The sequence below is a fragment of the Streptococcus mitis genome (assembly GCF_023109105.1).
Taxonomy (GTDB): Bacteria; Bacillota; Bacilli; order Lactobacillales; family Streptococcaceae; genus Streptococcus; species Streptococcus mitis_BW.
Map to the genome: position 1 here is coordinate 201,825 of NZ_JALDTZ010000002.1, position 26,415 is coordinate 228,239.

Here is a 26,415-nt window from a genome sequence, read left to right on the forward strand (position 1 = left end):
TTTACTTCCTATCTTTTTTCGATAATTTCATCTACTGGCAAGCGGTAACTTGGCTCCAGCTTCTCGTCTGTGTAGCCTACTGTAATCAACAGCTCTGGACGGAAGCGTTCTTCGATTTCCAAGACTTCATTGGCTTTTGATTTATCAAAACCAAGGATAATATTTGAACCGATTCCTTGGTCTGTCAGAGCCAAAACTAGGTTCATAGCTACAAGCCCCGCATTGAGGGCCAAGTAGTCACTCACTTGTTGTTCATTGTAACGTGCAAACTCTGCTGGAAGATTTTTCATAAAGTACTGAAGCTGTTCTTCTGAGAAATTCTTTGCTCCACCAACACGGGCAATCTTGCGAGCACGTTTTGCTAGGTCAGTATCTGTAAATAAGGCAATAGTTACAGGAGCAGTTGCGACTTGCTCAAAGTTTGAACCGTAAGCCAATTTTGCCAGTTCAGCATTTTTCTCACGAACCACCACAAATTTCCAAGGCTGACTGTTGTGGGCGCTTGGAGCCAAGGTTGCAATTTCGATAGCCGTACGCACATCTTTTGGATCAACTGGCTTATCAGTAAAATGCTTAGTCGCATGACGTTTTTTATTTAATTCAAGAAATTTCATAATCGATTTCCTTTTCTAATTCTACTGCTTCCATTTTACCATAATTTGAAAGAGCTTGCAGAGATTTTTCATAGAAAGAAATTGGAACAAGGATAAGCAACCGAATGAAGAAAATCATTTAAATCAGGAATCCCCTCATCCAGTTTCAACTAATGTTCAGCAATTTAAAGAAACTAGTCTATCTTATATTCTGACTTTATAGCCTCCAAGAAATCCTTCACATCTTCTACATATCCATGCTTCTCTATTAAGCTGGCTAATAATTCCAGATTGTGCCCCTGATAGTTGTCTTCTCTGCGTAGCTCTTCATACATTTCGATAAAGGGAAGACCCTTGGACTTGGCCAATTCTAACTCCGCTTCATAATCATAAGCGACTTTACGAAATAGGATATTGACCAATTCCCCATCTTCAACTTCTATCACGGCATACTGGGCACGGTGATTTTTCAGTGCTTGCCAATTAAAATAAGGCATACCAATCGTACCTGGATTGATGATTTGTTGCCCTTGACTTCCATAACGAAGCAACTGCTTGTGGACGTGACCATAGACTGCCACGTCAACTTTATCATCTAGGAGTTGGTCAAATTTCTCTGTATCATTCTCAACTAGCAAGTCACCACCATAGTTCTTATTTGGCAAATTATGAGAGATAGAAAAGCGCAGTCCGTCAATTTCTTTCTTTTCCAGCAAAGGCAAGTTTCGTAGCCAGACAATCGTTTCAGGATCCACTTGCTCCATCAAAAATTGTGTCATTCGCATGAGCTGGATTTCTTGCGGATGTTCCAAACCGTATTCGCCATCCAAGGCCTCTAGGACACAATCATCCCAGTTCCCACGAACAGCCACAGTAATCGGAAGGTCTTGTAGCAGGGCGACCAAGTCATTTTCACCTGGACCAGGAAGAAAAATATCCCCCAGAAGCCAATATTCACTGACTCCTTGATTTTTAGCATCTGCAATCACTGCTTCTAAGGCTGTCGTATTCCCATGAATATCTGATAAAATTGCGATTTTATGGTTCATGATGGTCTCCTTCTGTTTGGTAATCGACTCTTTCTTCCGCCACTTGAGCTAATTCCTCTTCTTCCTGCGGATTCAACTTCCTCTGCACAGCTTCTGCGACAGCTCTTGGTATGCCAACTTCCACAATCTCATCCACACTGGCTTCCTTGATTTTAGTCAAAGACTTGAAATGCTTCATGAGATTTTGCTTGCGTTTAGGTCCCAGACCGTCAATCCCATCCAATTGGGATGAAAAGGAGTTTTTAGAGCGCAGTTGGCGGTGAAAGGTAATAGCAAAGCGGTGCACCTCATCTTGAATGCGTTGGAGGAGGAAAAATTCCTGAGAATTGCGAGACAACTCCACCACCTCAAGCGGATCTCCAAAGAGCAATTCATGGGTTTGGTGCTTGTCATTCTTTTGCAAACCTGCAATGGGGATATCCAAACCCAGTTCCTCTTGGATGACTTTCTTAGCGATATTGACTTGACCTTGTCCTCCATCAATGACAATCAAATCAGGAGGAGTCAAACCGTCACGTTGAACTCGACCATAACGCCTGCGAATGACCTCTCGCATACTGGCATAGTCATCCGGCCCAACAACAGTCTTGATTTTATACTTACGGTAATCCTTCTTACTCGGCTTGCCGTTAACAAAGACTACCATGGCTGAAACAGGGCTGGTCCCCATGATATTGGAGTTATCGAAAGACTCGATGCGAACTGGGGTCGGAATTTGGAGCAAGCGTCCCAGATTTTCAATAGCCCCTTGGGTCTTTTCAACAGATTTTTCTAGCAGATTGAACTTCTGCTCCAGACTAACACGGGCATTCTTTATAGCTAGATTGACCAGTTGTTTTTTCTCTCCACGCTGGGGTTTGACAATCTTAGTATCCACCAAGGCCTTTACCGCTTCTTCATCGATATCCTGCGGAATCAGCACCTCATTGGGAACTAGGTGAGATTTTTCTTGATAAAATTGTCCCACATAGGTTAAGAAGTCCTCATCCGGATCATTATAGTAGGGGAAGAGATTGACATCTCGTTCGATAAGTTTGCCCTGACGGACAAAGAAAACCTGGACACACATCCAGCCCTTTTCCACATAGTAGCCAAAGACATCCCGATTTTGGAGATCCTTGGCCATAACCCGTTGCTTGGTCCGAAGCGTTCCAATGGCCTGAATCAAATCGCGGTATTCCGCTGCACGTTCAAATTCCATCGTCTGGGCTGCCGTTTCCATCTTGCCCTTTAGGTCATCGATGATGTTGTCATCCTGCCCTTTTAGGAAATCAGAAACCTCCTGAGCCATTGACTTGAAATAGGCCTCATCTTTCTTACAGATAGTGTGGGCCATACATTGGCCGATATGGTAGTAAAAACAGACCTTAGACGGTGGATTGGTACACTTACGAAAAGGGAAAATCCGATCCAGTAGTCTCTTAATTTCATTGGCCGCTCCCACATCTGGATAGGGACCAAAATAGAGACCTCCGTCCTTCTTGACCTGACGGGTGATAATCAAGCGTGGATAGCGCTCATTGGTGATTTTGATAAAAGGATAAGACTTATCATCCTTGAGCATGATATTGTACTTAGGCTTGTTTTCCTTGATGAGGTTGATTTCCAGAAGGAGGGCCTCAATATTAGACTCAGTAACGATAAATTCAAAATCTACAATTTCAGACACCAAAGCTTCTGTTTTGGTATCATGACTTCCACGAAAATAAGACCGCACGCGGTTGCGCAGATTTTTAGCCTTTCCTACATAGATAATGGTTCCGTTTTTATCCTTGTGAATGTAGCAACCAGGGCTGGTCGGCAAGAGCTCTAGTTTTGATTTAATCAAGTTATTCATAGTTCCATTATAGCAAAAAAGTAGGGAAAGATAACCTCCCTACTCATTGGTCTCATATAATTTTCGAAGCCTTTCAACATCCACTTCCTGGATACCATAAAAGGAACCCGCAGGTTGCATGACAGACTTCTCATCTGTATGGTCCAAGCCAATCGCATGCCCCAACTCATGTTCTGCCGTATGGACAATACGCTCATAGGAATAACCATAGTCAAGATTGGACAGATAATAATGATTCAACCTCACTGTTACAGACAAGAATTGCCCCGTTAAGAGATTGGTCTGACTTTCCGCTTCTCCTGCAACAGGAGTGCCTCCGTCATTCATCTCCGTAGCTAAGATATCTGCCTTGCTGGACTCAGTGACAATTTCAAAGTTAAAAGCACCAGTTTGATTCCAGTTCTGAATTGCTTCTAAATATGCCTCTTGAAAGCGTGAATCCATCTGGGAATCCAAGTAAATACGAGCAGAAGCCTGTGGCCACCTTCCTTCAGAGTGTTGGTGGCTATCTGTCTGGCTCAACTTAGGCAGTTGCCCTGTTTTTCCCCATTGGTCGATACTTTGTTGACCAATCTTGACTGACCGCTCTGCTTGCTTTAGCGCTCCTTGAAAATCCCCGTTCAGATACCAGAGAAAACCAAAAGCAAGAGCACATAAGAGAACAACTGTCCAAACCAGGCGCCAAAACAAACGCCACACAAAAGAAAAGAAAGCCCCTATCAAACGAAAAATCCAGCGCATGTCTCTCCACCTTTCTAGCAAATAAAAATTATTCTACTAAAACAAGCTGAAAGAAAGCTAATACTCTTCAAAAATCAAATTCAAACCACGTCAGCTTCGTCTTGCCGTACTCAAGTACAGCCTGCGGCTCGCTTCCTAGTTTGCTCTTTGATTTTTATTGAGTATAAATTATGACAATCTCTCTTCTAATTTGAAATCGATTGGTAGGCTTGATAAAAATTTTTCCAATTGTTTTTCCCAATAATACCACTCGTGAGTTCCAGCGCTATGGCTATAGGTCACATCAAATTTCAGTTTTTTGAGATTATTCACTGCTAGATTATTAGCTTCATACAAGAAATCCTGCTCGCCACACCAAGCCCATAGCTTGGTCTTTTTGTCCGATTTTTTAGCCAGACTTTCAAGAGAATAGGGACTAGCTGTCCAATCTTTAATCTCCCCAAAAACACCTTTCCAATAAGCTGGCGTTCCCATATTTCGGCTTTTAGGAGAAAAATCTTGAAAGCTAAGGGCACCTGAAAAGCTAGCTGCATGAGAAAAACGATTTGTAGCAAGAGCAAGTTTAAAGCAGCCGTAGCCTCCCATAGAAAGACCAGCGATAAAGGTCTTTTCACGCTTTGTAGTCATATTAGGGAAGAAGCGTTTCAGAACCTGTGGTAATTCCTCTGCCAGAGCTGTGTAATAGTCAAAACCATACTGGGTATCGGTGTACCAACCGTTGCTGGTATTAGGCATGACGACGATGAGGTTAGTTCCTCGAAGCAAGCGTTCTACATTAGTCCGCTTAAGCCAACTATTATGATTACCAGCCATCCCATGCAAGAGGTACAAGACAGGAATATCTTGACACTCTGGTTCTTCCACTCGATTGGCATCAGGGTAGAGGACATTCACCCCCCACTCCATATCCAAAACTTGTGAGTAATACTCAATTTTCATTACTGCCATAATTTTTCCTCTATTTTTCTATAAGAAAAAGCCGACATTCGACTTTCTCTCTGTTTATTTCAACGATTATTTTGCTTCCATGACTACTGGTAAAATAGCTGGACGTCGCTTGGTTTGGTCAAAAAGGTACTTGGTCAAATTATCACGAACCTTCCCTTTAAGATCTGCCCAGTCAAAGTCATCTCCTTGAAGATAGTCTTCCACCGTTTGGTTAATCAATTCTGAACTTTCACGGAGAATATCGCGACTCTTCTTGAGATAAACAAATCCACGCGTGTGAACACGGGCCTTGGCTACAATTTTCTTCTCACGACGGTTAACGGTGATTGCGACGATGAAAATACCGTCCTCTGACAGGACCTTACGGTCACGAAGGACCACATTTCCAACATCACCGATGGCATTTCCGTCAATCAAGACATCCCCTGCCGAAACCGCTCCAGCTGGGACAAAGTCTCCATTCTCATAAGCCATGCTGGTTCCCTTTTTAGGGATGAAAATGCGTTCTGGCAACATCCCAACTGCCATAGCAGCCTTAGCATGGGCATCTAACTCACGGTATTCCCCTTGAATTGGGAAGAGATACTTGGGTTGCAAGAGGTTAATCATCAGCTGCAAATCACGCGCATTTCCATGCCCTGAGACGCGCAAGCTTTGGGTAATCAGTTTGACAACTCCACCAGCTTGGTAAATCATGTTTTCCACACGTGCCATGACTGCTTCTTTAGCGATAGACGGAGTCGTTACGATATAGACTAAGTCACCGTCCTTGATTTCCACATAACGGTGGCGACCAATCGACATCTTGCGAAGACCGTTGATTGGCTCACCCATACGGCCTGTCTCAAGGATAATCAACTCATGGTCTTCAAAACGAGACATATCTTTTGGCTTAATCAAAAGACTCTCGTTAGCTAGAGACAATTTCTTGAGGCGAATAGCAGTACGGACGATATTTTCAATATCAAATCCTGTCAAGACCACACGACGGCCTGTTTCATCCGCAGCGTCAAACACCTGCTGAATACGAGAGAGGTTGCTAGCTACTGCTGCAACAATGATACGGCCATCCCAGTCTGCAATGGTTTGAGTGATTTCGTCCCCAACTTCACTTTCGCTAGCCACTTGGATATTACTGTCCGCATTGGCTGAGTCACTGAGAAGCGCTAGAACTCCATCACGACCGATTTCTGCCAAACGAGCGAAGTCTGTCGCATAGGATTCACTAGCTGTCTGGTCAAATTTGAAGTCACCTGTATAAACGATACTACCTTCAGCCGTCTTCAAAACCACACCCAGACTCTCTGGGATAGAGTGGGTCGTACGGAAGAAGGAAACCACAGTCCCTCCAAAATCAATCTCCGTATCTTCATCAATGACATGGAAATCATTGAATTTCTTAACTGCGTCATTTCCTTTGACAAAGAGTTTGGCCAACTCAATGGTCAACTCCGATCCAAATACAGGCACCTTGGCTTCAGCCAAGAGATAAGGAAGCGCGCCAATAGCATCGGCATGTCCGTGGGTCAAGAAGACCCCTGCAATACGGTCGCTATTTTCAAAAAGGTAGTCCATATTGGGAATGACTACATCCACCCCTAGTTGTTCATTTTCAGGGTATTTTAGACCTGCATCCAAAACGAAAATAGACCCATCGATTTCAGCGATATACATATTTTTCCCATTTTCACGCACACCACCAAGTGTTGTTAAACTGATATTACTCATTTTTCCTCCGAAAGCTTAGTTTATCTTGATTATAGGGTTGCTTACCCTTTTATTCTAAAAGCACTATTGCTTTTAGCCGAATCTTTTCCTACTATTATACCATTTTTTTGATGATTTTCAAAATGAAGGTTTCCAGCTAAAGAACTATAAACAACTCTTCTCCAAGGCACAAACAAGAAAGAACTGGGAAAAACTAAAAAGAATGTTTCTGACTAGTTTCCTGTTACTCTTCAAATCTTTCCGCGACATTGAATAGCACTTCGCAGTCACAGTAGGCTCCATTTGCTTCTAAAAAGTCTCTAACTGTTTCGACTTCCACATTGTGCTTCTCTAGAAATGTTTGTGTTAATAAAAAATCGTCCTGACAAGCTTGAGTTTCAAGTTCTACATCCAAAAAGTCAAACAAGTCAAAAAAGAGCTCCCTTGACAAGGGCAAACTTTCTTCGAACTTTTGTCTTTCTTGCTTTTTATAGTCCGCTCGTAATCTCTTTTTCTTCATCTTATCCATTTGACACCTCTAAGCTTTCCTTTGACCAGTTATCTAGCTAACTAGTCCTCTTTTTTTATTATAACACTAAACTGGCTCCTTTTGAAGCCTATTCATGAACATAAAAAAGAGTCAGCAAGCCAACTCTTTCCTATCGTCTACTCTTTTTCCATTAAAAAGTCATAAATTTCTTGCACGGTACCCAGCGCCATCATTTCTTGATCTTTGACGGTTTGTTTGAGATGTTGGTAAATCTGGCTTTCTCCGATTTCCCGCTTTGGTGCCTCTTTATTGACTGTCATGACACCATCTTTAATTGTCACAAATCCTAGTTCTTCAAACACTTGAATCATCTTGACCAACAAGATTTGTTGAATATTGAGATAAGTAGATAAATCTTTGAGCTTGTAGCGAATATCAAACTCTGGAAACTGGTAGATGGTCTTGTACAATTTGGCAAACTGCTCTCTAGTCCCATAACCTGTCAGATAATAGGCCTTGTCAATGTCATTTTTGAAATAAACCGCAGAGAAATTCTGTTCCTGAAAAATGGTCTTCAGCTGAGTAATATCCTCAGGAATGGTTTTTACGACAACCGCTTCACTAGTCACTATATCTGGTAGTTCTCCAGCAAAATCCAATACTGGAATTCCTTCTGGCAAGACTGCATTTTTCCCACGGATGTTAAAAAGTTGAACACCCTCTACACGCGCATCCACCATCATCAACTGCAGGGCAGTTTGGCCGTTCCATTGGTTGACAGACAATTTAACTGCCAACTCTAGATTCTTGGTTTGAGAAAACTCTGTCGCCCATCTGCCTTGACCAAAGGCTACCACTTCAAAACTCGCCTCACCTTTAGATATTTTCAGCTTGAGATGGGCATTGCCTGCACCCATAGTACGGGCACTTTCGACCTGAAAATCCTTAATATAAAAGATAGGTTTCTGATTATCCATGCCAAAAGGTGCTAAACGTTCAAAACTTTTGACCGTTTCCAAGCTAAGTGCCTCCAAATCCAGCTCTTCATCTAGATTTAACTTGTTCTTGCCAGCAGCATCTGCTCCTTTTTCACGGACATAATTTTCTAAGACCTTAGATAAATCTGAAAGCTTCTCAACTTCCAGCGTCATGCCCGCCGCACCAGCATGGCCTCCAAAGGCGATGAAGAGGTCTCGATGGGGATCCAGAGCCTCAAAAATATCGACCGCTTCTACACTACGAGCACTACCCTTGGCACGACCGTCTTCTATATTAAGAACGATGACTGTCTGCCCCAATTCTTCCAACAAACGACCAGCCACAATCCCTAGAACCCCAGGATTCCAGTCTTCCTTGGCCAAGACTTGGACCTTCTTCTCGGGATCCACCATGGTTTTGGCTTCTTCATAGATAGATTGTACGATTTCCTTGCGCTCTTCATTTTTCTGGTGAATCATAAGGGCAATCTCGTGCGCTTCCTCATCATCAAATCCAGTCAGCAAATCAATTGCTGGATTGGGATCATCCAAGCGACCCAAGGCATTCAAACGAGGAGCAATCTGGAAACCAACCGTTTCTTCTGTTACTTCGTTAGCAGCAATCCCAGCCATATTCAGCATTTCTTGTAGACCAACACGCTGAGTGTGCCCCAACATTTCCAGACCATATTGAACCAAGATACGGTTTTCATCCGTCAAACTGACCATATCTGCAATGGTACCAATAGCGACTAAATCAAGCAATTCAACTTGTACTTCTTCTAACAAGGCACAAGCTAACTTGAAGGCTACTCCACAACCAGCCAAATATTTGAAAGGATAGTCCGCATCTGGATGCTCAGGATGGACAATAGCATAGGCATCTGGCAAGGTTTCAGGCATTGAATGGTGGTCAGTCACAATGACATCCACTCCCATAGACTGAGCCAATTCAATCGCCTCATGACCCGCAACCCCATTATCCACCGTCACAATCAAGGAAATTCCTTCTTGCTCGATGAAGTATTTATAAACACTGGCATTAGGTCCATAACCATCTGTAAAACGATTGGGCAGGTAAACACGGCACTCAGCACCAAGCTGTTCCAAACTTTCCTTCACAATAGAAGACGAAGTCATGCCATCTGCATCGTAATCTCCATAGATGAGAATATTTTCCCCTTCTTCAATGGCCTGACGAATCCGTTCTACTGCCTTATCCATATCATGAAGCAGATAAGGGTCATGCAAGTCCTCCAAGGAAGGTTCTAAAAACTTTTTCAGACTTTCTTGGTCCTGAATCCCTCTCTCAAATAATAAGCGAGCCACCTCAGGACCCAATCCAGCCTTCTTGGCTATCTTTGTAAAATCCGCATCTTCAACCTGCGGGGCAAACTGCCATTCATAAGTAGGTGTTATCAAAAAGACATCCACTCTTTCTAAGAATTCTATTGCTTCATTATAACATGATTTAGACTTTTTCTCTATCCAGATTACTTTCTACAAAAATTTTACTAACTTTTTTCTGATATGATTTGACAAGACAAATCTTTTGGTGTAGAATCATGTTATAAAATCTAACACAAAGGAGATTCCTTATGGCTTTAGTAGAATTTGAACACGTCGAAAAATATTACGGAGACTACCATGCACTCCGTGACATCAATCTCCGTTTTGAAAAAGGACAAGTCGTTGTCCTACTCGGACCATCTGGTTCTGGAAAGTCCACTCTTATCCGTACCATCAATGGTTTAGAGGCTGTTGACAAAGGAAGTCTTCTAGTAAATGGTCACCAAGTTGCTGGTGCCAGCCAGAAAGATTTGGTGCCCCTTCGCAAGGAAGTTGGCATGGTTTTTCAACATTTCAACCTCTATCCTCATAAAACTGTGTTAGAAAACGTAACACTAGCGCCTGTAAAAGTTCTAGGAATTGATAAAAAAGAAGCTGAAAAAACAGCTCAAAAATATTTGGAATTTGTAAATATGTGGGACAAAAAAGATTCTTATCCAGCCATGCTATCTGGTGGACAAAAACAACGGATCGCCATTGCACGTGGACTCGCTATGCATCCTGAACTCCTCCTCTTTGATGAACCAACATCTGCTCTTGACCCTGAAACCATCGGCGATGTTCTTGCAGTTATGCAAAAATTGGCCCACGAGGGTATGAATATGATTATCGTTACCCATGAAATGGGCTTTGCCCGTGAAGTTGCCGACCGCATCATCTTTATGGCTGACGGAGAAGTTTTGGTGGATACGACAGATGTCGATGACTTTTTCGATAATCCAAGTGAACCTCGCGCTCAACAATTCCTCAGCAAAATCATCAACCACGAAAGTGACAAAGTCAAATAAGGAGGCACCTATGAAAAAGAAATTCTTTTTATCAGCAATATTGATTAGCCTTTTCGGTCTTGCTGCTACAAAACCAGTCCAAGCTGATACCAGTGTCGCAGACATTCAAAAAAGAGGCGAGCTAGTTGTCGGTGTGAAACAAGACGTTCCCAATTTCGGTTACAAGGATCCCAAGACAGGAACCTATTCTGGTATCGAAACTGACTTGGCCAAGATGGTAGCTGATGAACTCAAGGTCAAGGTTCGCTATGTGCCTGTTACAGCGCAAACTCGTGGCCCCCTTCTAGACAATGAGCAGGTCGATATGGATATAGCGACCTTTACCATCACAGACGAACGCAAAAAACTCTATAACTTCACCAGCCCTTACTACACAGATGCTTCTGGCTTTTTGGTCAATAAGTCTGCCAAAATCAAAAGCATTGAAGACCTAAACGGAAAAACCATCGGCATTGCCCAAGGTTCCATTACCCAACGCTTGATTACCGAACTGGGTAAAAAGAAAGGCCTGACCTTTAAATTCGTCGAACTTGGTTCCTACCCAGAATTGATTACTTCCCTCCACGCTCACCGTATTGATGCTTTTTCCGTTGACCGCTCTATCCTATCTGGTTACATCAGTAAACGGACAGAACTGCTAGATGATAGTTTCAAGCCATCTGACTACGGTATTGTTACTAAAAAATCAAATACCGAGCTCAACGACTATCTTGATAACTTGGTTACCAAATGGAGCAAGGATGGCAGTTTGCAAAAACTTTATGACCGTTACAAGCTCAAGCCATCTAGCCATACTGCAGATTAAGGAGGACACCCCATGACAGATTTATCATCTTGGACAGCCTATTTTCAGGATTTTGGACAATTTTTCAATGGCTTCCTCTTTACTCTTGCCCTGGCAATCGGATCCTTTATCCTCGCCATGGTCTTAGGTATCTTCTTTGGAGCTATGTCGACCAGTAAACGCCCAATTTTGCGCATTTTAGCTCGCATCTTTGTCGAATTTTACCAAAACACTCCCCTCTTGGTGCAGTTTGTTATCGTCTTCTATGGTCTACCTCTTATCAGTGACCACATCATCATGATTCCGATTTATTGGACAGCTGTACTCTGTGTAGGTCTCTATCACGGCGCCTATATTGCTGAGGTTATTCGTTCAGGTATTCAGTCTATTCCTAGCGGTCAGATGGAGGCCGCCTTGTCGCAAGGGTTTACCTATATCAGTGCTATGCGCTTGATTATCTTGCCTCAGGCTTTCCGTATCATTCTCCCTCCTTTGACCAACCAAATCGTCAACCTCATCAAGAACACCTCTACAGTCGCTATCATCTCTGGAGTCGACTTGATGTTTGTGACTAAGTCTTGGTCAGCACTTAACGGAAACTACATTCCAGCATTCTTAGGCGCTGCCCTTCTCTACTTTTCTCTATGCTTCCCTGTTGCCCAGTTTGGTCGCAAAATGGAGCAAACCAACAAAAAAGCCTATTCACTTTAGGAGGTTACTATGGAATCCATTTTAGAAGTTTTGACCCCAGATAACCTAATCTTCATCTTTAAAGGATTTGGCTTGACCCTCTATATTTCTCTGATTGCCATCGTACTCTCTACCCTGATTGGGACGGTACTTGCGGTCATGCGAAATGGGAAAAATCCTGTCTTGCGAATCATCTCCAGCATTTATATCGAATTTGTGCGTAACGTTCCCAACCTTCTCTGGATTTTCACTATCTTTTTGGTGTTCAAGATGAAGTCGACACCAGCAGGTATTACAGCCTTTACCCTCTTTACCTCAGCAGCCTTAGCTGAGATTATCCGAGGTGGTCTCAATGCCGTAGACAAGGGACAGTACGAAGCAGGAATGTCACAAGGCTTCACCTCAGCCCAAATCCTCTATCACATCATTCTCCCACAAGCCATCCGCAAAATGTTGCCTGCCATCATTTCTCAGTTTGTAACCGTGATTAAGGATACCAGTCTTCTCTACTCTGTTATCGCCCTACAAGAACTCTTTGGAGCCAGCCAAATTCTCATGGGCCGTTATTTCGAACCAGAGCAGGTCTTTAGCCTTTACATCCTGACTGCCCTCATCTACTTCAGCTTTAACCTAGCAATTTCTAGCCTGTCTCATATGCTAGCAAAACGTTGGCAACAAGCTGCAGAATAAACAGCCACTCTCCAGTTCAATTGGAGAGTTTTTTGATGAGAACAGAAATTTACAAACCTAGATTTGACACCATACATTTTCTATGATAAAATGTAACAAATTTGTTTACAACAAATCAAATCTTAATGAAATGGAATTTTTTATGAAATCACTCAAAGGAATACTCTTTATCACAACTAGTTTTGTCCTGATTATTTTGACTTGGATGAACACCTCTCCCCAATTCATGATTCCAGGACTAGCTTTAACAAGCCTATCTCTAACTTTTATCCTAGCCACTCGTCTCCCACTACTAGAAAGCTGGTTTCACGGTTTGGAGAAGGTCTACACTGTCCACAAATTCACAGCCTTTCTCTCCATCATCCTGCCAATCTTTCATAACTTTAGTATGGGCGGTTTGTGGGGCTCTCGCTTAGCTGCTCAGTTTGGCAACCTTGCTATCTATATCTTTATCAGTATCATCCTGGTCGCCTATTTAGGCAAATACATCCAATACGAAGCTTGGCGATGAATTCACCGTCTGGTTTACCTAGCCTATATTTTTGGACTCTTTCACGTCTATATGATGATGGGCAATCGCCTCCTTACATTTAATCTTCTAAGTTTTCTTGTTGGTAGCTATGCTCTTTTAGGCTTACTGGCCGGTTTTTATATCATCTTCCTTTATCAAAAGATTTCCTTCCCCTATCTAGGCAAAATCACCAATCTCAAACGCTTAAACCACGATACTAGAGAAATTCAAATCCATCTTAGCAGACCATTCAACTATCAACCAGGACAGTTTGCCTTCCTAAAGATTTTCCAAGAAGGCTTTGAAAGTGCTCCGCATCCCTTTTCTATCTCAGGAGGTCATGGTCAAACTCTTTACTTTACTGTCAAAAATTCAGGTGACCATACCAAGAATATCTATGACAATCTTCAAGTCGGCAGCAAAGTAAGCGTAGACAGAGCTTACGGGCACATGATTATAGAAGAAGGACGAGAAAATCAGGTTTGGATTGCTGGAGGTATTGGGATCACCCCCTTCATCTCTTACATCCGTGAACATCCTATTTTAGATAAACAGGTTCACTTCTACTATAGTTTCCGTGGAGATGAAAATGCAGTCTACCTAGATTTGCTCCGTGACTATGCTCAGAAAAATCCTAATTTTGAACTCCATCTAGTAGACAGTACAAAAGACGGCTATCTTAATTTTGAACAAAAAGAAGTACCCGAACATGCAACCGTCTATATGTGTGGCCCTCTTTCTATGATGAAGTCACTTGCCAAACAGATTAAGAAACAAAATCCAAAAGCAGAGCTTATTTATGAAGGATTCAAGTTCAAATAATCATACTCTTCGAAAATCAAATTCAAACCACGTCAGCGTCGCCTTACCGTACTCAAGTACAGCTTGCGGCTAGCTTCCTAGTTTGCTTTTTGATTTTCATTGAGTATCAATCACATTCTTCTGGGATATCTCAGGAGTTTTTCTACTCAACCGCAAAAAACACTGCCAGATTTCTCTAGCAGTGTTTTGAGTTTCATTTATCTTAGTAAACTGTTCTTTCAGTTTCTACATCAAAGAAGTGTGCTTTGTTCAAGTCAAATCCAAGTTCAACTGTTGCACCTGTTTGCAAGTAGTCACGAGCGTCAACTTTAGCAACAAATTCATCTTTACCAACTTGGCAGTATAGGTGAGATTCTGAACCAAGCAATTCTGATACAGAGATAGTAGCTTTCACAACTGATTCTGGGAATGTTTCAAGGAAAGCAGGTTCTGCATTCACGTCTTCTGGACGGATACCAAAGATCAATTCTTTACCTTCGTAGCCTTTGTCACGAAGAACTTTCAATGCTCCTTCTGGAACTTTCAAACGGAAACCGTCAGAAACAATTTCGCTACCAACCAATTTCACGTTAATGAAGTTCATAGCTGGGCTTCCTATGAATCCTGCTACGAATTTATTAACTGGGTTTTTGTAAACTTCTTGAGGAGTACCGATTTGTTCTACACGTCCGATAGTACCTGTACCAGCAGGGTTCTTAGTTGCTGACATGATAACGATACGGTCTGCAAGTGTCATCGCTTCTGTTTGGTCGTGAGTTACGTAGATAGTTGTAGCTCCGATACGACGGTGGATTTTCGCAATTTCAGCACGCATTGATACACGAAGTTTGGCATCCAAGTTTGACAAAGGTTCATCCATCAAGAACACTTTTGCGTCACGGACGATGGCACGACCCATGGCAACACGTTGACGTTGACCACCTGAAAGGTCAGCTGGCTTACGATCCAAGAATTCTTTCAAACCAAGGATTGCTGCTGCTTCTTGAACACGTTTGTCGATGTCTTCTTTGCTGTATTTACGCAATTTCAAACCGAAAGCCATGTTATCGTATACAGTCATGTGTGGGTAAAGAGCGTAGTTTTGGAATACCATGGCGATGTCACGGTCTTTTGGAGCCACATCGTTGACAACCACGCCATCGATAGATGCAGTACCTTCTGTAATATCTTCAAGACCGGCAATCATACGAAGAGTTGTTGATTTACCACACCCTGAAGGACCTACGAAAACGATAAATTCTTTGTCTTTGATGTCCAAGTTAAAGTCTTCAACTGAGTAGTGTTCGCTATTTGGATATTTTTTGTAAATATTTTTAAGATTCAATTCTACCATGAGGTGAACTCCTTTTGTATTTTGATAATTATATTATAGATGAAAACGCTTTACTTTTCTATGGCAAGATGACCAAAAAAACAAAAAAGTTCTGTGCAACTTGCACAAAACTTTAGAGAATATCTGGTAAAATCAATTGATAGCACAGGGTCAGGTCGGTCAACTCCTTCAACTGAAGCCCTGTCAATTCTTCCCATTTATCAATCTTGTATTGGAGAGAATTGCGGTGGAGGTAGAGTTGCTGGGCTGTTTTAGTCAGAACAGCACTATTTTCCCAGAGAGAAAGGATAATTTCCTGAATCTGGTCCTGATCCAAAATCATCTGGTGCAGGCATTCCTTGATTGCCTTCAAATCCACGAGTCTTTCTCCCATACTCCACAAATAGAGTTGTGAAAAGGTATGAACACCTTGGTGACCCTGACGCCACCAAGTCTTAAACAAATCCCGCTCCGCTTTGATTAAGTCTGATAGAGCTTGATGTCCTGTCTGAGACCAAACCTGACCCAACATGATAGAGAGACGCAGTCCAAAGTCATACTCAACCGCTTCAATCGTATCACTTAAAATAGCTCTTACAGAGGTGTATTTATCTTGTTGAAGCACGAAAACATAATCCTGAGCTCCGACTTGAAGCACCGTCTGACAGTTAGGAAATAGGGTTCGCATCATATCCAACCAAGAAGCCAGATTTTCCTGCTGAAAATAGGAAAGATGACAATAAACCAACTGAATCTTTTTAAAAGTTTGAGGAGCCTGCCCCTTACCCTCAATCAGATAAGAATACCAAGGATTGAGCGAACGAGCCTGTTCCTGCTGAGTTAAAAGAGCCACCAACTGTTTCTCGCGTTCACTTAGTCCAGCTTCCTCCAGTAAAATCCACTGTTGAGAGGAGACTGGCAGCGTAAGAAAACCTTCCTTATCAACTGGCTGGTCTACAATTTGAGCTTGTGGAAACCAGTCTAGTAATTCTTTTGCTATCATGTCCTAGTCCTCCACTTTTTGGATGCACCAAGAAATCAAGCTTTCAAGTCGTTCCAGATTTTCAGTCATATGGAGATAGCCCATCACGGCTTCAAAACCTGTGGACATACGGTAAGTCACCACATCAGCATTTTTGGCCTTGGTATGGCTATTAGTATTGCGGCCACGTTTGTAGATTTCTTCTTCTTTTTCTGTCAGGACTTGCTCCTCCAACATAAGAGAAATCAGGTGGGCCTGAGCCTTGGCTGACACATATTTGGTTGCCTCTTGATGGAGTTTATTGGGCTTGGTCATACCTTTGAGGATGAGATGACGGCGAATATACATAGAGTACACCGCATCTCCTTCAAAGGCTAGCGCAATCCCATTAATGAGATTGACATCAATCACGAGTCCACCTCACTCCATCCTTGGTATCAAGGAGCTTAATCCCTTGAGCAGCCAATTGGTCACGGATTTGATCCGCTGTCGCAAAGTCCCGATTGGCACGCGCTTCTTGGCGTTTTTGGATTAAGGCTTCGATCTCAGCGTCCAAAACTTCCTCAACAAAGACAATTCCAAAAACCTCTAACATAGCTGCAAGAGCTTGCTTGACACTTGCATCATAGTTGCCGGAATTGATCCACTTGGCCATTTCAAAGACAACAGTGATTCCATTTGCCGCGTTAAAATCTTCATCCATAACAGCTACAAACTTATCTTTAAATGCTTGTAACTCTTGGGCGTCCACATTTCCTGTAAATGGTTGCTCATAAGTGTTCTTCAGATACTTGAGATTGGTCTCGGCATCCCGCACTGCTTTTTCTGTAAAGTTGATTGGCTTGCGGTAATGTTGAGTCGCAAAGAAGAAACGAAGCACTTGTCCGTCAATGGTCTTGAGAGCATCATGAACAGTGATAAAATTCCCCAAAGACTTGGACATCTTGACATTGTCAATGTTGACAAAGCCGTTGTGCATCCAGTAGTTAGCAAAGGTCTTGCCTGTTTTGGCTTCTGACTGGGCAATTTCATTGGTGTGGTGTGGAAACTCTAGGTCGGCTCCACCACCATGGATATCAATGGTATCACCTAAAATCTCTGTCGACATGACTGAACACTCGATGTGCCAGCCCGGACGACCAGGTCCCCAAGGGCTATCCCAAGAAATCTCTCCTGATTTGGCAGATTTCCAGAGGGCAAAGTCCACAGGATTTTCCTTACGAACCGTTTCTTCATCGGTACGACCTGAAGCCCCCAGCTCCAAATCTTCTAAGGTTTTATTGGCCAACTTGGCATAATTGTGGGATTTTTCCACACGGAAATAAACATCCCCTTGACTCTCGTAGGCAAAACCTTTTTCAATCAAGTCTTCCACAAAGCGGATAATGTCAGCCATAAACTCCACCACACGCGGATGGCGAGTTGCAGGTTTGACGCCCAAGGCCGTCACATCTTCACGAAAGGCAACGATGTACTTGTCCGCAACCTCCTGAGGCGTGATGTCTTCTTCCTTGGCACGGTTGATAATCTTATCATCAACATCCGTAAAATTGGAAATATAGGCAACCTCGTAACCACGGTACTCAAAGTAACGTCGAATGGTATCAAAAGCTACCGTCGAACGAGCATTCCCCACGTGGATATAGTTATACACGGTTGGCCCACAAACATACATCTTGACCTTGCCGTTCTCAATCGGGACAAATTCTCGCAAATCACGAGACATGGTATCGTAAATTTTAATCATAAAATAATAGTCAGGAAAGCCAAAATCCAAGAACAGTTAATTTCATCGCTGACAGTTCAATTGAATTTCAGTCCGAATATCTCTACACTTCGGAATTCCTTGCTCCTTTCTAAAAAGTAAAAGAAGAATCAAATAAATGCAAGAAAAGGGCTGACAGTCGCCCTTTTGCTTTACGACCTACTCAGTCGAATATCGTCTTTGAAAAAATGTTAATGGATAAAAGAATCATCATAAATTAGAGCCCAGACGATCTATGACTGGCATCTCTCGCTTGCTCGAGTTTATTGACGTAATACTCTCGTTTTTCTTCGACTTCGTGAATGGTTGGTTCATCCTTTTGACCATGCACTCGGACAATCTTAGCAGGAATACCGACAACCGTTACATCGCTAGGTACATCTGCAACAACAACCGCTGCAGCACCGACTTTGGCATTTTCACCGATTTCTACAGGCCCGATAACTTGGGCATGTGCAGATATGAGAGCTCCCTTACGCACGGTCGGATGGCGTTTGCCAACATCCTTCCCTGTCCCACCAAGAGTTACCCCGTGGTAGAGAAGAACCCCTTTTTCAACAATAGCTGTTTCCCCAATCACCAAGCCTGAACCATGGTCGATAAAAACACCTGAATCAATCTGGGCACCTGGATGAATCTCGATTTGTGTCCAAAAGCGCCAAAACTGGCTGTGCATACGAGCTAAGAGCTTAAAGCCATTCTCCCAGAGAAAATGAGAGAGACGATGGGCAGCCAAGGCTTTCACACCAGGATAGGTCAAAAGAACCTCCAAAGTGGTGCGAGCCGCTGGATCATTTTCTTTTACGATATCAATGGTTTCACGCCACCATCCCATACAATTCTCCTTTTCTTATTCTGAGTCTTTTGGTGTTTCTGTAGTTTCTTTCTTAGGTTTGTGGTCCTTGTGATGGTGACGAGGACGATCGCCATGACGATGACCCTTTTCACCTTTATCTTCTGAATGTTCAGGTTTCGGTGGACGTGGCAAGAGTGCTTTCATCGAAGCATCTACACGACCTTTTTCGTCAATCTTGATAATCTTGACATCCACTTCATCACCGATGGCTACCAAGTCTTCGACACGGTTAGTGCGAGTCCAAGCCATTTCAGAGATATGAACGAGGGCATCAGTCTTGTCAAAGAGGTTGACAAAGGCACCGAATTTTTCGATACGAACAACTTTGGCATGGTAAACTTCGTCCACTTTCGCTTCACGAACCAAACCAGCAATAATTTCTTTAGCACGGTTAATAGCATCTTGGTCGCTTGAGTAGATAGACACGTTTCCTTCTTCGTCGATATCAATCTTAACGCCTGTTTCAGCGATGATCTTGTCGATGGTTTCTCCACCCTTACCGATGACAATCTTGATCTTATCCACATCGATTTTGATGGTATCAATTTTCGGAGCAGTTGGAGCCAATTCTGGACGAACTTCTGGAATGGTTGCTTCGATGACATCGAGAATCTCAAAACGCGCTTTCTTGGCTTGGGCAAGAGCCTCAGTCAAGATTTCTGCAGTAATCCCTTGGATCTTGATATCCATTTGAAGGGCTGTAATCCCATCACGAGTACCTGCAACCTTGAAGTCCATATCTCCAAAGTGGTCTTCCAAACCTTGGATATCTGTCAATACTGTATAGTTGTTACCATCTGAGATGAGCCCCATAGCAATACCAGCTACTGGTGCCTTGATTGGCACACCACCAGCCATAAGGGCAAGAGTGCCGGCACAGATAGACGCTTGAGATGAAGAACCGTTTGATTCCAAGACTTCTGCTACTAGACGAATCGCATATGGGAATTCTTCCAAGCTTGGCAATACTTGAGCAAGAGCACGCTCACCAAGAGCACCGTGACCAATTTCACGACGACCAGGCGCACCGTAACGACCAGTTTCACCAACAGAGTATTGTGGGAAGTTGTAGTGGTGCATAAAGCGTTTCTTGTACTCTGGATCCAAACCATCGATGATTTGCGTTTCACCCATTGGTGCCAAAGTCAAGATAGAAAGAGCCTGAGTTTGTCCACGAGTGAAGAGACCTGAACCGTGTACACGGGGAACGAAGTCAACAACCGCATCCAAAGGACGGATTTCATCGACCTTACGACCATCAGGACGAACCTTGTCTTCTGTGATCAAACGGCGCACTTCTGCGTGTTCCATTTGTTCCAAGATTTCAGCCACATCACGCATGATGCGGTCAAATTCTTCGTGGTCTGCATATTTTTCTTCGTAAACTGCTGTTACTTGATCTTTGACTGCTTGAGTTGCAGCCTCACGCGCCAATTTTTCTTCAACTTGAACAGCTTTTTGAAGATCGCTGTTGTAGGCTGCAATGATTTCAGCTTGCAATTCAGCATCCACATGAAGCAATTCTACTTCTGCTTTTTCTTTACCGACTGCCGCAACGATTTCTTCTTGGAAGGCAATCAATTCTTTAACGGCTTCATGTCCTTTAAGAAGAGCTTCCAACATGATTTCTTCTGACAATTCTTTGGCACCAGACTCTACCATGTTGATAGCGTGCTTGGTACCAGCTACTGTCAATTCAAGAAGAGAGCGCTCTGCTTGTTCTTGCGTTGGGTTGATGATGATTTCCCCGTCAACATAGCCTACTTGTACCCCAGCGATTGGTCCGTCAAATGGAATATCTGAGATAGAAAGAGCCAATGATGAACCAAACATAGCTGCCATTGGTGCAGATGCATTTTCGTCGTAAGAAAGGACTGTGTTGATGACTTGTACTTCGTTACGGAAACCTTCCGCAAACATTGGACGGATCGGACGGTCAATCAAACGCGCTGTCAAGGTCGCATCTGTTGAAGGACGTCCTTCACGTTTCATAAAGCCACCAGGAAATTTCCCAGCCGCATACATTTTTTCTTCGTAGTTGACTTGAAGTGGGAAGAAATCCCCAGTTGCCATCTTCTTAGACATAACGGCAGCAGTCAAGACAGTTGACTCACCATAACGCACGACAACAGAGCCATTTGCTTGCTTAGCAACCTGACCAGTCTCTACGATCAACTCACGACCCGCAAAAGTCGTTTGAAACACTTGTTTTGTCATTGTAATCCCCTTTGGATTGATAATATTATACGCCTTGCCTACAAAGATCAAGATACTAAGGACGTCAAAAGCAAAGTAAAAATAGGAAACTGGTGAAGTCTTCGATGAAGACAAGACAGTTTATCTTTTTTACACAGCTTTTCGGCCGGGTTCAATTACTCAAGATATTTTGGACTTTTTGAGTTTCGTTTTCACAACCTTTACAACCTAAATACCCTCATCTTTGTATCAAGTACGTACAGAGTCTATTTTATCATATTTTTCTTAAAAAGTACGGTCTTTTCTATAAAAAAGGAACCATTCTGCTATGAAAAGAAGAATGGTTTGCTTTTAATTATTTTAAGGTTGGTGATTGAACAAGGCATGGGTTGCTTGGTGGATGTACTGAGCAGTGTCTGCATTGTTCATGGTGTAGAGATGCACGCCTGCTACGTCTTGCGTTACCAAGTCAACGATTTGGTCCACGGCATAGGCAAGTCCTGCTGCTCTGAGTGACTCAGGGTCATTCTCATACTTGTCCAAGATAGCCTTAAATTTACGTGGGAGATGGATATTCTCACAAGTCTTCAAGAGACGAAGGGCTTGGTTACGGTTAAGGATTGGCATGATACCCGCATGAATAGGAACATCAATCCCAGCCAAGGTACATTTGTCTTGGAAATCGTAGAAACGCTCATTGTCAAAGAAAAGCTGAGTGACAAGGCTTGAACAGCCTGCATCTACTTTTTTCTTGAGATTTTGAATATCTGAGATTTGGTTTGGCGAATCCGGATGTCCCTCTGGATAACAAGCACCAATAATTTCAAAGTGCGGTGCCTGTTCATTGATAAACTCAATCAAGTCTGTGGCGTATCGAAAATCCTTTTGTGGTTCAACATCTGGAATAATATCTCCACGCAAAGCCAAGATTTTCTGAACCCCAACCTTATCCAAATCTGCAATGGTCTCAGCCACCTTATCCTTAGTTAGATAAATAGCTGGCAAGTGAGCAATGGTCGGAATCTCCAAGTCATTTTGGATATAGTCTGCCAAACGAACCGTCGTCTCTTTGATATTAAATTTATTATTGCTGGCAGTTACACTGATGAAGTGTGGTGCCAAGCCCTGCATGTCTTTCAGGGCTGCAATAATTTTGTCATTGCCTACTTCTGGGTTTGGAGGGAAAACTTCAAATGAGAGTGACGGTGTTTGACGTGACATATGTATGAACCTTTTCTAGTTGATTTCTTACTGATCAACCATGTAGAGAGAACTGTCTTTTCTTACAATTTCTCACGCGCAGCTTTCGCAGCGTCTACAAGGCGGATCAAGCTTTCTTTCGTTTCTGGGATACCACGTGTTTTCAAACCACAGTCAGGGTTGATCCATACTTTCTTGCTTGGTACTTTAGCAAGGATAGCTTCGATTGTGTGGTCGATTTCGCCTTCGTTAGGCACACGAGGAGAGTGGATATCGTAAACTCCAGGACCCACTTCTGTCTGGAAGTTTTGAGCTTTGAGTTCGTCCAAGATTTCAAGATTTGAACGGCTAGCTTCAAATGAGATAACGTCCGCATCCATGTTGTCGATAGCTGGGATGATATCTGTAAATTCTGAGTAACACATGTGAGTGTGGATTTGTGTATCTGGTGCTACTGTTGAGTGTACCAAACGGAAGGCTGGAATAGCCCAGTCAAGGTAGTCTTCGTACCAGTCGCTACGACGAAGTGGCAATTTTTCACGAAGAGCAGCCTCGTCGATTTGGATGATTTTCACACCAGCAGCTTCAAGGTCAAGTACTTCATCCTTGATGGCAAGGGCGATTTGAAGAGTAGAATCCTTGATAGAGATGTCTTCACGTGGGAATGACCAGTTAAGAATAGTTACTGGTCCAGTCAACATACCTTTAACAGGTTTGTTTGTACGGCTTTGTGCATAGCTAGACCATTTAACAGTGATAGGGTTGAGACGAGTAACATCACCCCAGATGATTGGTGGTTTAACCCCACGCATACCGTATGATTGCACCCAACCATTTTTAGAGAAGAGGTAACCTGACAAGTTTTGTCCGAAGTACTCAACCATGTCATTACGCTCAAATTCACCGTGAACAAGGACATCAAAGTCGATATCTTCTTGCCACTTGATCCATTCATCGATCGTTTCAGCAAGGAAAGCGTCGTACTCTTCTTGAGACAATTCACCCTTACGGAAGGCTAAACGTTTAGCACGAACTTCCTTCGTTTGAGGGAATGAACCGATGGTTGTTGTTGGAAGGGCTGGAAGTTTGAAAGCTTCTTCTTGGATTGCTTCACGTTCTGCGAAGGCTGGCAAACGAGTGTAGTCTGCGTCAGTCAATCCAGCGATACGCGCACGAAGTTCCGCATTTTCACCAACACGTTCAGTCGCAAAGAGTTCTTTGTTAGCTGCAAGAGCTTCTGCACCTTGACCGTTGCGGATAGCATCCAAGTCACGGATCTCATCCAATTTTTCAACTGCAAACGCAAAGTGGTTCAAGATAGCTGGTTCAAAGTCTTCATTTGCTGTTGTAAATGGCACATGAAGAAGTGAGCATGAGCTAGTCAAAACGATGTTTTCAGCTGGAATTTGCTCAAGAACAGCCAAGCTCTTTTCGTAGTTGTTGCGCCAGATGTTTTTACCATTGACAATACCTGCATAGAGAGTCTTATCAGCTGGGAAACCACCTTTAACGAGTTCAAGAGTTTTCTTACCTTCAACGAAGTCAAGACCAATCGCATCTACTGGCAATTTCACAAGGTCAGCGTAAACGTCACGAACGTCACCGAAGTAAGTTTGAAGCAAGACTTCAAGACCTTTCTTGTCAGACAAAAGCTTGTTGTAGAGGTTCAAGAAGAGCGCTTTTTCTTCAGCAGTTAAGTCTTTAACAAGAGCAGCTTCATCGAGTTGGATACGAGTCGCACCAAGTTCAGCCAATTTTGCAAAAACTTCTTGGTAAGCAGCGACTAAGCTGTCTACGAAGTCTTCTGCTTTCACGCCTTCTTCAAAGTCTGACAATTGAAGGAAAGTGAATGGACCTACAAGGACTGGACGAGTGTTCAATCCAAGTTCTTTAGCTTCTTGGAACTCATCAAAGATCTTGTGACCTGCAAGTTTAACTTGAGTGTCTTTTTCAAATTTAGGAACGATGTAGTGGTAGTTGGTGTTGAACCATTTCTTCATTGGAAGGGCGCGAACGTCCCCTTTTTCTCCTTGGTAACCACGACCTAAAGCGAAGTAGCGCTCAAGGTCAGACAAGTCCAAGTTTTGAACTGAAGCAGGTACCACGTTGAAAAGGAAAGCAGCATCTAGGAAGTTGTCATAGTGAGAAAAGTCATTTGATGGGATTTCAGTGATGCCTTTTTCTTTGACAATGTTCCAGTGTTTAGCACGCAAGTCTTTTGCTGCTGCAAGGAGTTCTTCTTCTGAGATTTCTTTTCTAAAGTATTTTTCAGTTGTAAATTTTAATTCGCGGAATTCGCCCAAACGAGGGAAACCGATGATTGTAGTTGACATGATGTGTCCTCCAAAATTTGTTGTTGAAACTATCTTAACAGAAAAGAAATCATCTGTATAATTGTAAAAAATTAGGCTTTGGTATAGTTTGAAACTATATCTCTATTTTAGACAAAAGAAAAAGAACTGAGACAATGAACTGCACCCCAAAAGTTAGACAGAAAAAATCTAACTTTTGGGGTGTTTTTATTATGAAATTGACTTATAAAGATAAAGTTCAGATCTATGAACTTAGAAAACAAGGGCGAAGCTTCAAGGAGCTTTCAAATCAATTTGGGATAAACATTTCTAATCTTAAGTACATGATTAAATTGATTGATCGTTATGGAATAGAAATCGTCAAAAAGGGAAAAAATTGTTACTATTCACCTGAACTAAAACAAGAGATCATTGATAAAGTTCTACTTGAAGGTCGTTCACAAATAAGGGCGTCTCTAGATTATGCTCTTCCAAGTGTTGGAATGTTGCCTAATTGGATAGCACAATACAGAAAAAACGGGTATACTATTGTTGAGAAAACAAGAGGGAGACCAGCTAAAATGGGACGTAAACCAAAGAAGAAATCCGAAGAGATGACAGAGCTAGAGCGACTTCAGGAAGAATTAGAATATTTGAGAGCGGAGAATGCCATTCTAAAAAAGTTGAGAGAACTCCGATTGAAGGACGAAAAGGAGCAAGAAGAAAAACAGAAATTGTTCAAGGATTGGTAACAGAGTTTGCCTTAGAGATTCTTCTAAAGATTATTAAGCTAGCTCGTTCAACCTATTATTACCACTTAAAGCAGCTGAATGAAGTAGATAAAGATCAAGCTATCAAAGTGGAAATACAAGCCATTTATAATGAGCATAAGGGAAATTACGGTTATCGTCGAATGACTCTTGAATTGAGAAATCGTGGTTATATAGTAAACCATAAGAAGGTCCAACGTCTAATGAGAGTCCTTGCTTTAACAGCTCGAATTCGTCGGAAACGCAAGTATTCTTCATATCAAGGAGAGATTGGTAAGAAAGCAGACAACCTTATTCAACGCAAATTTGAAGCAGCTAAACCAATGGAAAAGTGCTATACAGATGTGACAGAGTTTGCCATTCCAGCGAGCAGTCAAAAGCTTTACTTATCGCCAGTTTTAGATGGTTTCAACAGCGAAATTATTGCTTATAATCTTTCTACGACACCGAACTTAGCACAGGTAAAATTAATGTTGGAACAAGCCTTCACAGAGGATCATTATGAAAATACAATTCTCCATAGTGATCAGGGCTGGCAATACCAACACGATTCTTATCATCAGTTCCTAGAGAGTAAGGGAATTCAAGCATCCATGTCACGCAAGGGTAACAGCCCAGACAACGGTATGATGGAATCTTTCTTTGGCATTTTGAAATCAGAGATGTTTTATGGTTACGAGAAGACGTTTCAGTCACTTAACCAATTGGAACAAGTTATTGTAAACTATATTGATTATTACAACAACAAACGAATTAAGGTAAAACTAAAAGGCTCTATAATATTTGTAGTGGGTAAATCCCCTATAGATATTATGGAGCCTATTTTTGTGTAGAAAAAAAGTCCCAT

General features: G+C 42.5%; 21 protein-coding genes and 1 pseudogene. 6 read left to right on the top strand and 16 right to left on the bottom strand.

The genetic code is table 11. The features are described 5' to 3' along the window. Positions 1-8: 8 nt before the first annotated feature. The 8 genes from M1F37_RS02560 to recJ all read right to left on the bottom strand — a co-directional run bounded on the left by M1F37_RS02560 (position 9) and on the right by recJ (position 9,764). Positions 9-614 carry a nitroreductase family protein gene (locus tag M1F37_RS02560; RefSeq protein ID WP_247934595.1) on the bottom strand — a complete coding sequence of 202 codons (606 nt, stop codon included), beginning with the start codon at positions 612-614 and terminating at the stop codon, positions 9-11. A 173-nt stretch (positions 615-787) separates the two neighbouring features. Next, entirely contained in the window at positions 788-1,642 is an 855-nt protein-coding gene (locus tag M1F37_RS02565) for a metallophosphoesterase family protein (protein ID WP_247934596.1), read from the bottom strand. Next, positions 1,632-3,479: an excinuclease ABC subunit UvrC gene (gene uvrC, locus M1F37_RS02570; RefSeq protein ID WP_247934597.1), complete on the bottom strand. Its 1,848-nt coding sequence runs from the start codon at positions 3,477-3,479 to the stop codon at positions 1,632-1,634. Before uvrC ends, M1F37_RS02565 begins: the two co-directional genes overlap by 11 nt. A 39-nt stretch (positions 3,480-3,518) precedes the next feature. Then, on the bottom strand, positions 3,519-4,220 hold the full coding sequence (locus tag M1F37_RS02575; RefSeq protein ID WP_247934598.1) for a M57 family metalloprotease: 702 nt from the start codon (positions 4,218-4,220) through the stop codon (positions 3,519-3,521). 168 nt (positions 4,221-4,388) lie between these two features. After that, the gene (locus M1F37_RS02580) at positions 4,389-5,168 is read right to left on the bottom strand and encodes an alpha/beta hydrolase (RefSeq protein WP_247934599.1); all 780 of its coding nucleotides are present in this window, start codon (positions 5,166-5,168) and stop codon (positions 4,389-4,391) included. 66 nt (positions 5,169-5,234) lie between these two features. Next, positions 5,235-6,896, bottom strand: coding sequence for a ribonuclease J (locus M1F37_RS02585; RefSeq protein ID WP_247934600.1), 1,662 nt, complete (start codon positions 6,894-6,896; stop codon positions 5,235-5,237). 223 nt (positions 6,897-7,119) lie between these two features. Then, positions 7,120-7,404 carry a DUF2695 domain-containing protein gene (locus M1F37_RS02590; protein ID WP_247934601.1) on the bottom strand — a complete coding sequence of 95 codons (285 nt, stop codon included), beginning with the start codon at positions 7,402-7,404 and terminating at the stop codon, positions 7,120-7,122. 137 nt (positions 7,405-7,541) lie between these two features. Next, entirely contained in the window at positions 7,542-9,764 is a 2,223-nt protein-coding gene (recJ, locus tag M1F37_RS02595) for a single-stranded-DNA-specific exonuclease RecJ (protein ID WP_247934602.1), read from the bottom strand. A 176-nt stretch (positions 9,765-9,940) separates the two neighbouring features. On the opposite strand from recJ, the gene M1F37_RS02600 reads away from it, so the two are divergent. The 5 genes and pseudogenes from M1F37_RS02600 to M1F37_RS02620 all read left to right on the top strand — a co-directional run bounded on the left by M1F37_RS02600 (position 9,941) and on the right by M1F37_RS02620 (position 14,196). After that, a complete protein-coding gene (locus M1F37_RS02600; RefSeq protein WP_247934603.1) occupies positions 9,941-10,699 on the top strand; it encodes an amino acid ABC transporter ATP-binding protein in 759 nt (252 codons plus the stop codon). 10 nt (positions 10,700-10,709) lie between these two features. Then, positions 10,710-11,504 (top strand): transporter substrate-binding domain-containing protein, encoded by a 795-nt coding sequence (locus M1F37_RS02605; RefSeq protein WP_247934604.1) that lies wholly within the window; start codon positions 10,710-10,712, stop codon positions 11,502-11,504. A gap of 12 nt (positions 11,505-11,516) precedes the next feature. Beyond that, the gene (locus M1F37_RS02610; RefSeq protein WP_247934605.1) at positions 11,517-12,194 is read left to right on the top strand and encodes an amino acid ABC transporter permease; all 678 of its coding nucleotides are present in this window, start codon (positions 11,517-11,519) and stop codon (positions 12,192-12,194) included. A 9-nt stretch (positions 12,195-12,203) separates the two neighbouring features. Continuing rightward, entirely contained in the window at positions 12,204-12,863 is a 660-nt protein-coding gene (locus M1F37_RS02615) for an amino acid ABC transporter permease (protein ID WP_247934606.1), read from the top strand. Positions 12,864-13,005: 142 nt separating this feature from the next. Next, positions 13,006-14,196: pseudogene (locus tag M1F37_RS02620) on the top strand (oxidoreductase). Positions 14,197-14,398: 202 nt separating this feature from the next. Here the strand turns inward: M1F37_RS02620 and M1F37_RS02625 are convergent. From M1F37_RS02625 to metE, 8 genes are all read right to left on the bottom strand, one after another. Continuing rightward, on the bottom strand, positions 14,399-15,529 hold the full coding sequence (locus M1F37_RS02625) for an ABC transporter ATP-binding protein (RefSeq protein WP_153208909.1): 1,131 nt from the start codon (positions 15,527-15,529) through the stop codon (positions 14,399-14,401). Positions 15,530-15,641: 112 nt separating this feature from the next. Then, positions 15,642-16,511 (bottom strand): helix-turn-helix domain-containing protein, encoded by an 870-nt coding sequence (locus M1F37_RS02630; RefSeq protein WP_247934607.1) that lies wholly within the window; start codon positions 16,509-16,511, stop codon positions 15,642-15,644. A gap of 3 nt (positions 16,512-16,514) precedes the next feature. Continuing rightward, entirely contained in the window at positions 16,515-16,901 is a 387-nt protein-coding gene (locus M1F37_RS02635) for a ribonuclease III domain-containing protein (RefSeq protein ID WP_049540908.1), read from the bottom strand. Beyond that, positions 16,894-18,237: a cysteine--tRNA ligase gene (cysS, locus tag M1F37_RS02640; protein ID WP_247934608.1), complete on the bottom strand. Its 1,344-nt coding sequence runs from the start codon at positions 18,235-18,237 to the stop codon at positions 16,894-16,896. The genes M1F37_RS02635 and cysS overlap by 8 nt, the downstream gene beginning before the upstream one ends. A gap of 235 nt (positions 18,238-18,472) precedes the next feature. Further along, the gene (gene cysE / locus M1F37_RS02645; protein ID WP_247934609.1) at positions 18,473-19,090 is read right to left on the bottom strand and encodes a serine O-acetyltransferase; all 618 of its coding nucleotides are present in this window, start codon (positions 19,088-19,090) and stop codon (positions 18,473-18,475) included. 15 nt (positions 19,091-19,105) lie between these two features. Next, positions 19,106-21,328 (bottom strand): polyribonucleotide nucleotidyltransferase, encoded by a 2,223-nt coding sequence (pnp, locus tag M1F37_RS02650; RefSeq protein WP_247934610.1) that lies wholly within the window; start codon positions 21,326-21,328, stop codon positions 19,106-19,108. 339 nt (positions 21,329-21,667) lie between these two features. Further along, entirely contained in the window at positions 21,668-22,528 is an 861-nt protein-coding gene (gene metF / locus M1F37_RS02655) for a methylenetetrahydrofolate reductase [NAD(P)H] (RefSeq protein ID WP_247934611.1), read from the bottom strand. Positions 22,529-22,590: 62 nt separating this feature from the next. Beyond that, positions 22,591-24,840: a 5-methyltetrahydropteroyltriglutamate--homocysteine S-methyltransferase gene (metE, locus tag M1F37_RS02660; protein ID WP_247934612.1), complete on the bottom strand. Its 2,250-nt coding sequence runs from the start codon at positions 24,838-24,840 to the stop codon at positions 22,591-22,593. A 191-nt stretch (positions 24,841-25,031) separates the two neighbouring features. Between metE and M1F37_RS02665 the strand changes: the two genes are divergently transcribed. Beyond that, a protein-coding gene (locus M1F37_RS02665; protein ID WP_247934613.1) for an IS3 family transposase occupies positions 25,032-26,401 on the top strand; the annotation gives its coding sequence in 2 pieces (ribosomal slippage) (positions 25,032-25,473 and positions 25,473-26,401; 1,371 coding nt in all). The last annotated feature ends 14 nt before the right edge of the window (positions 26,402-26,415 follow it).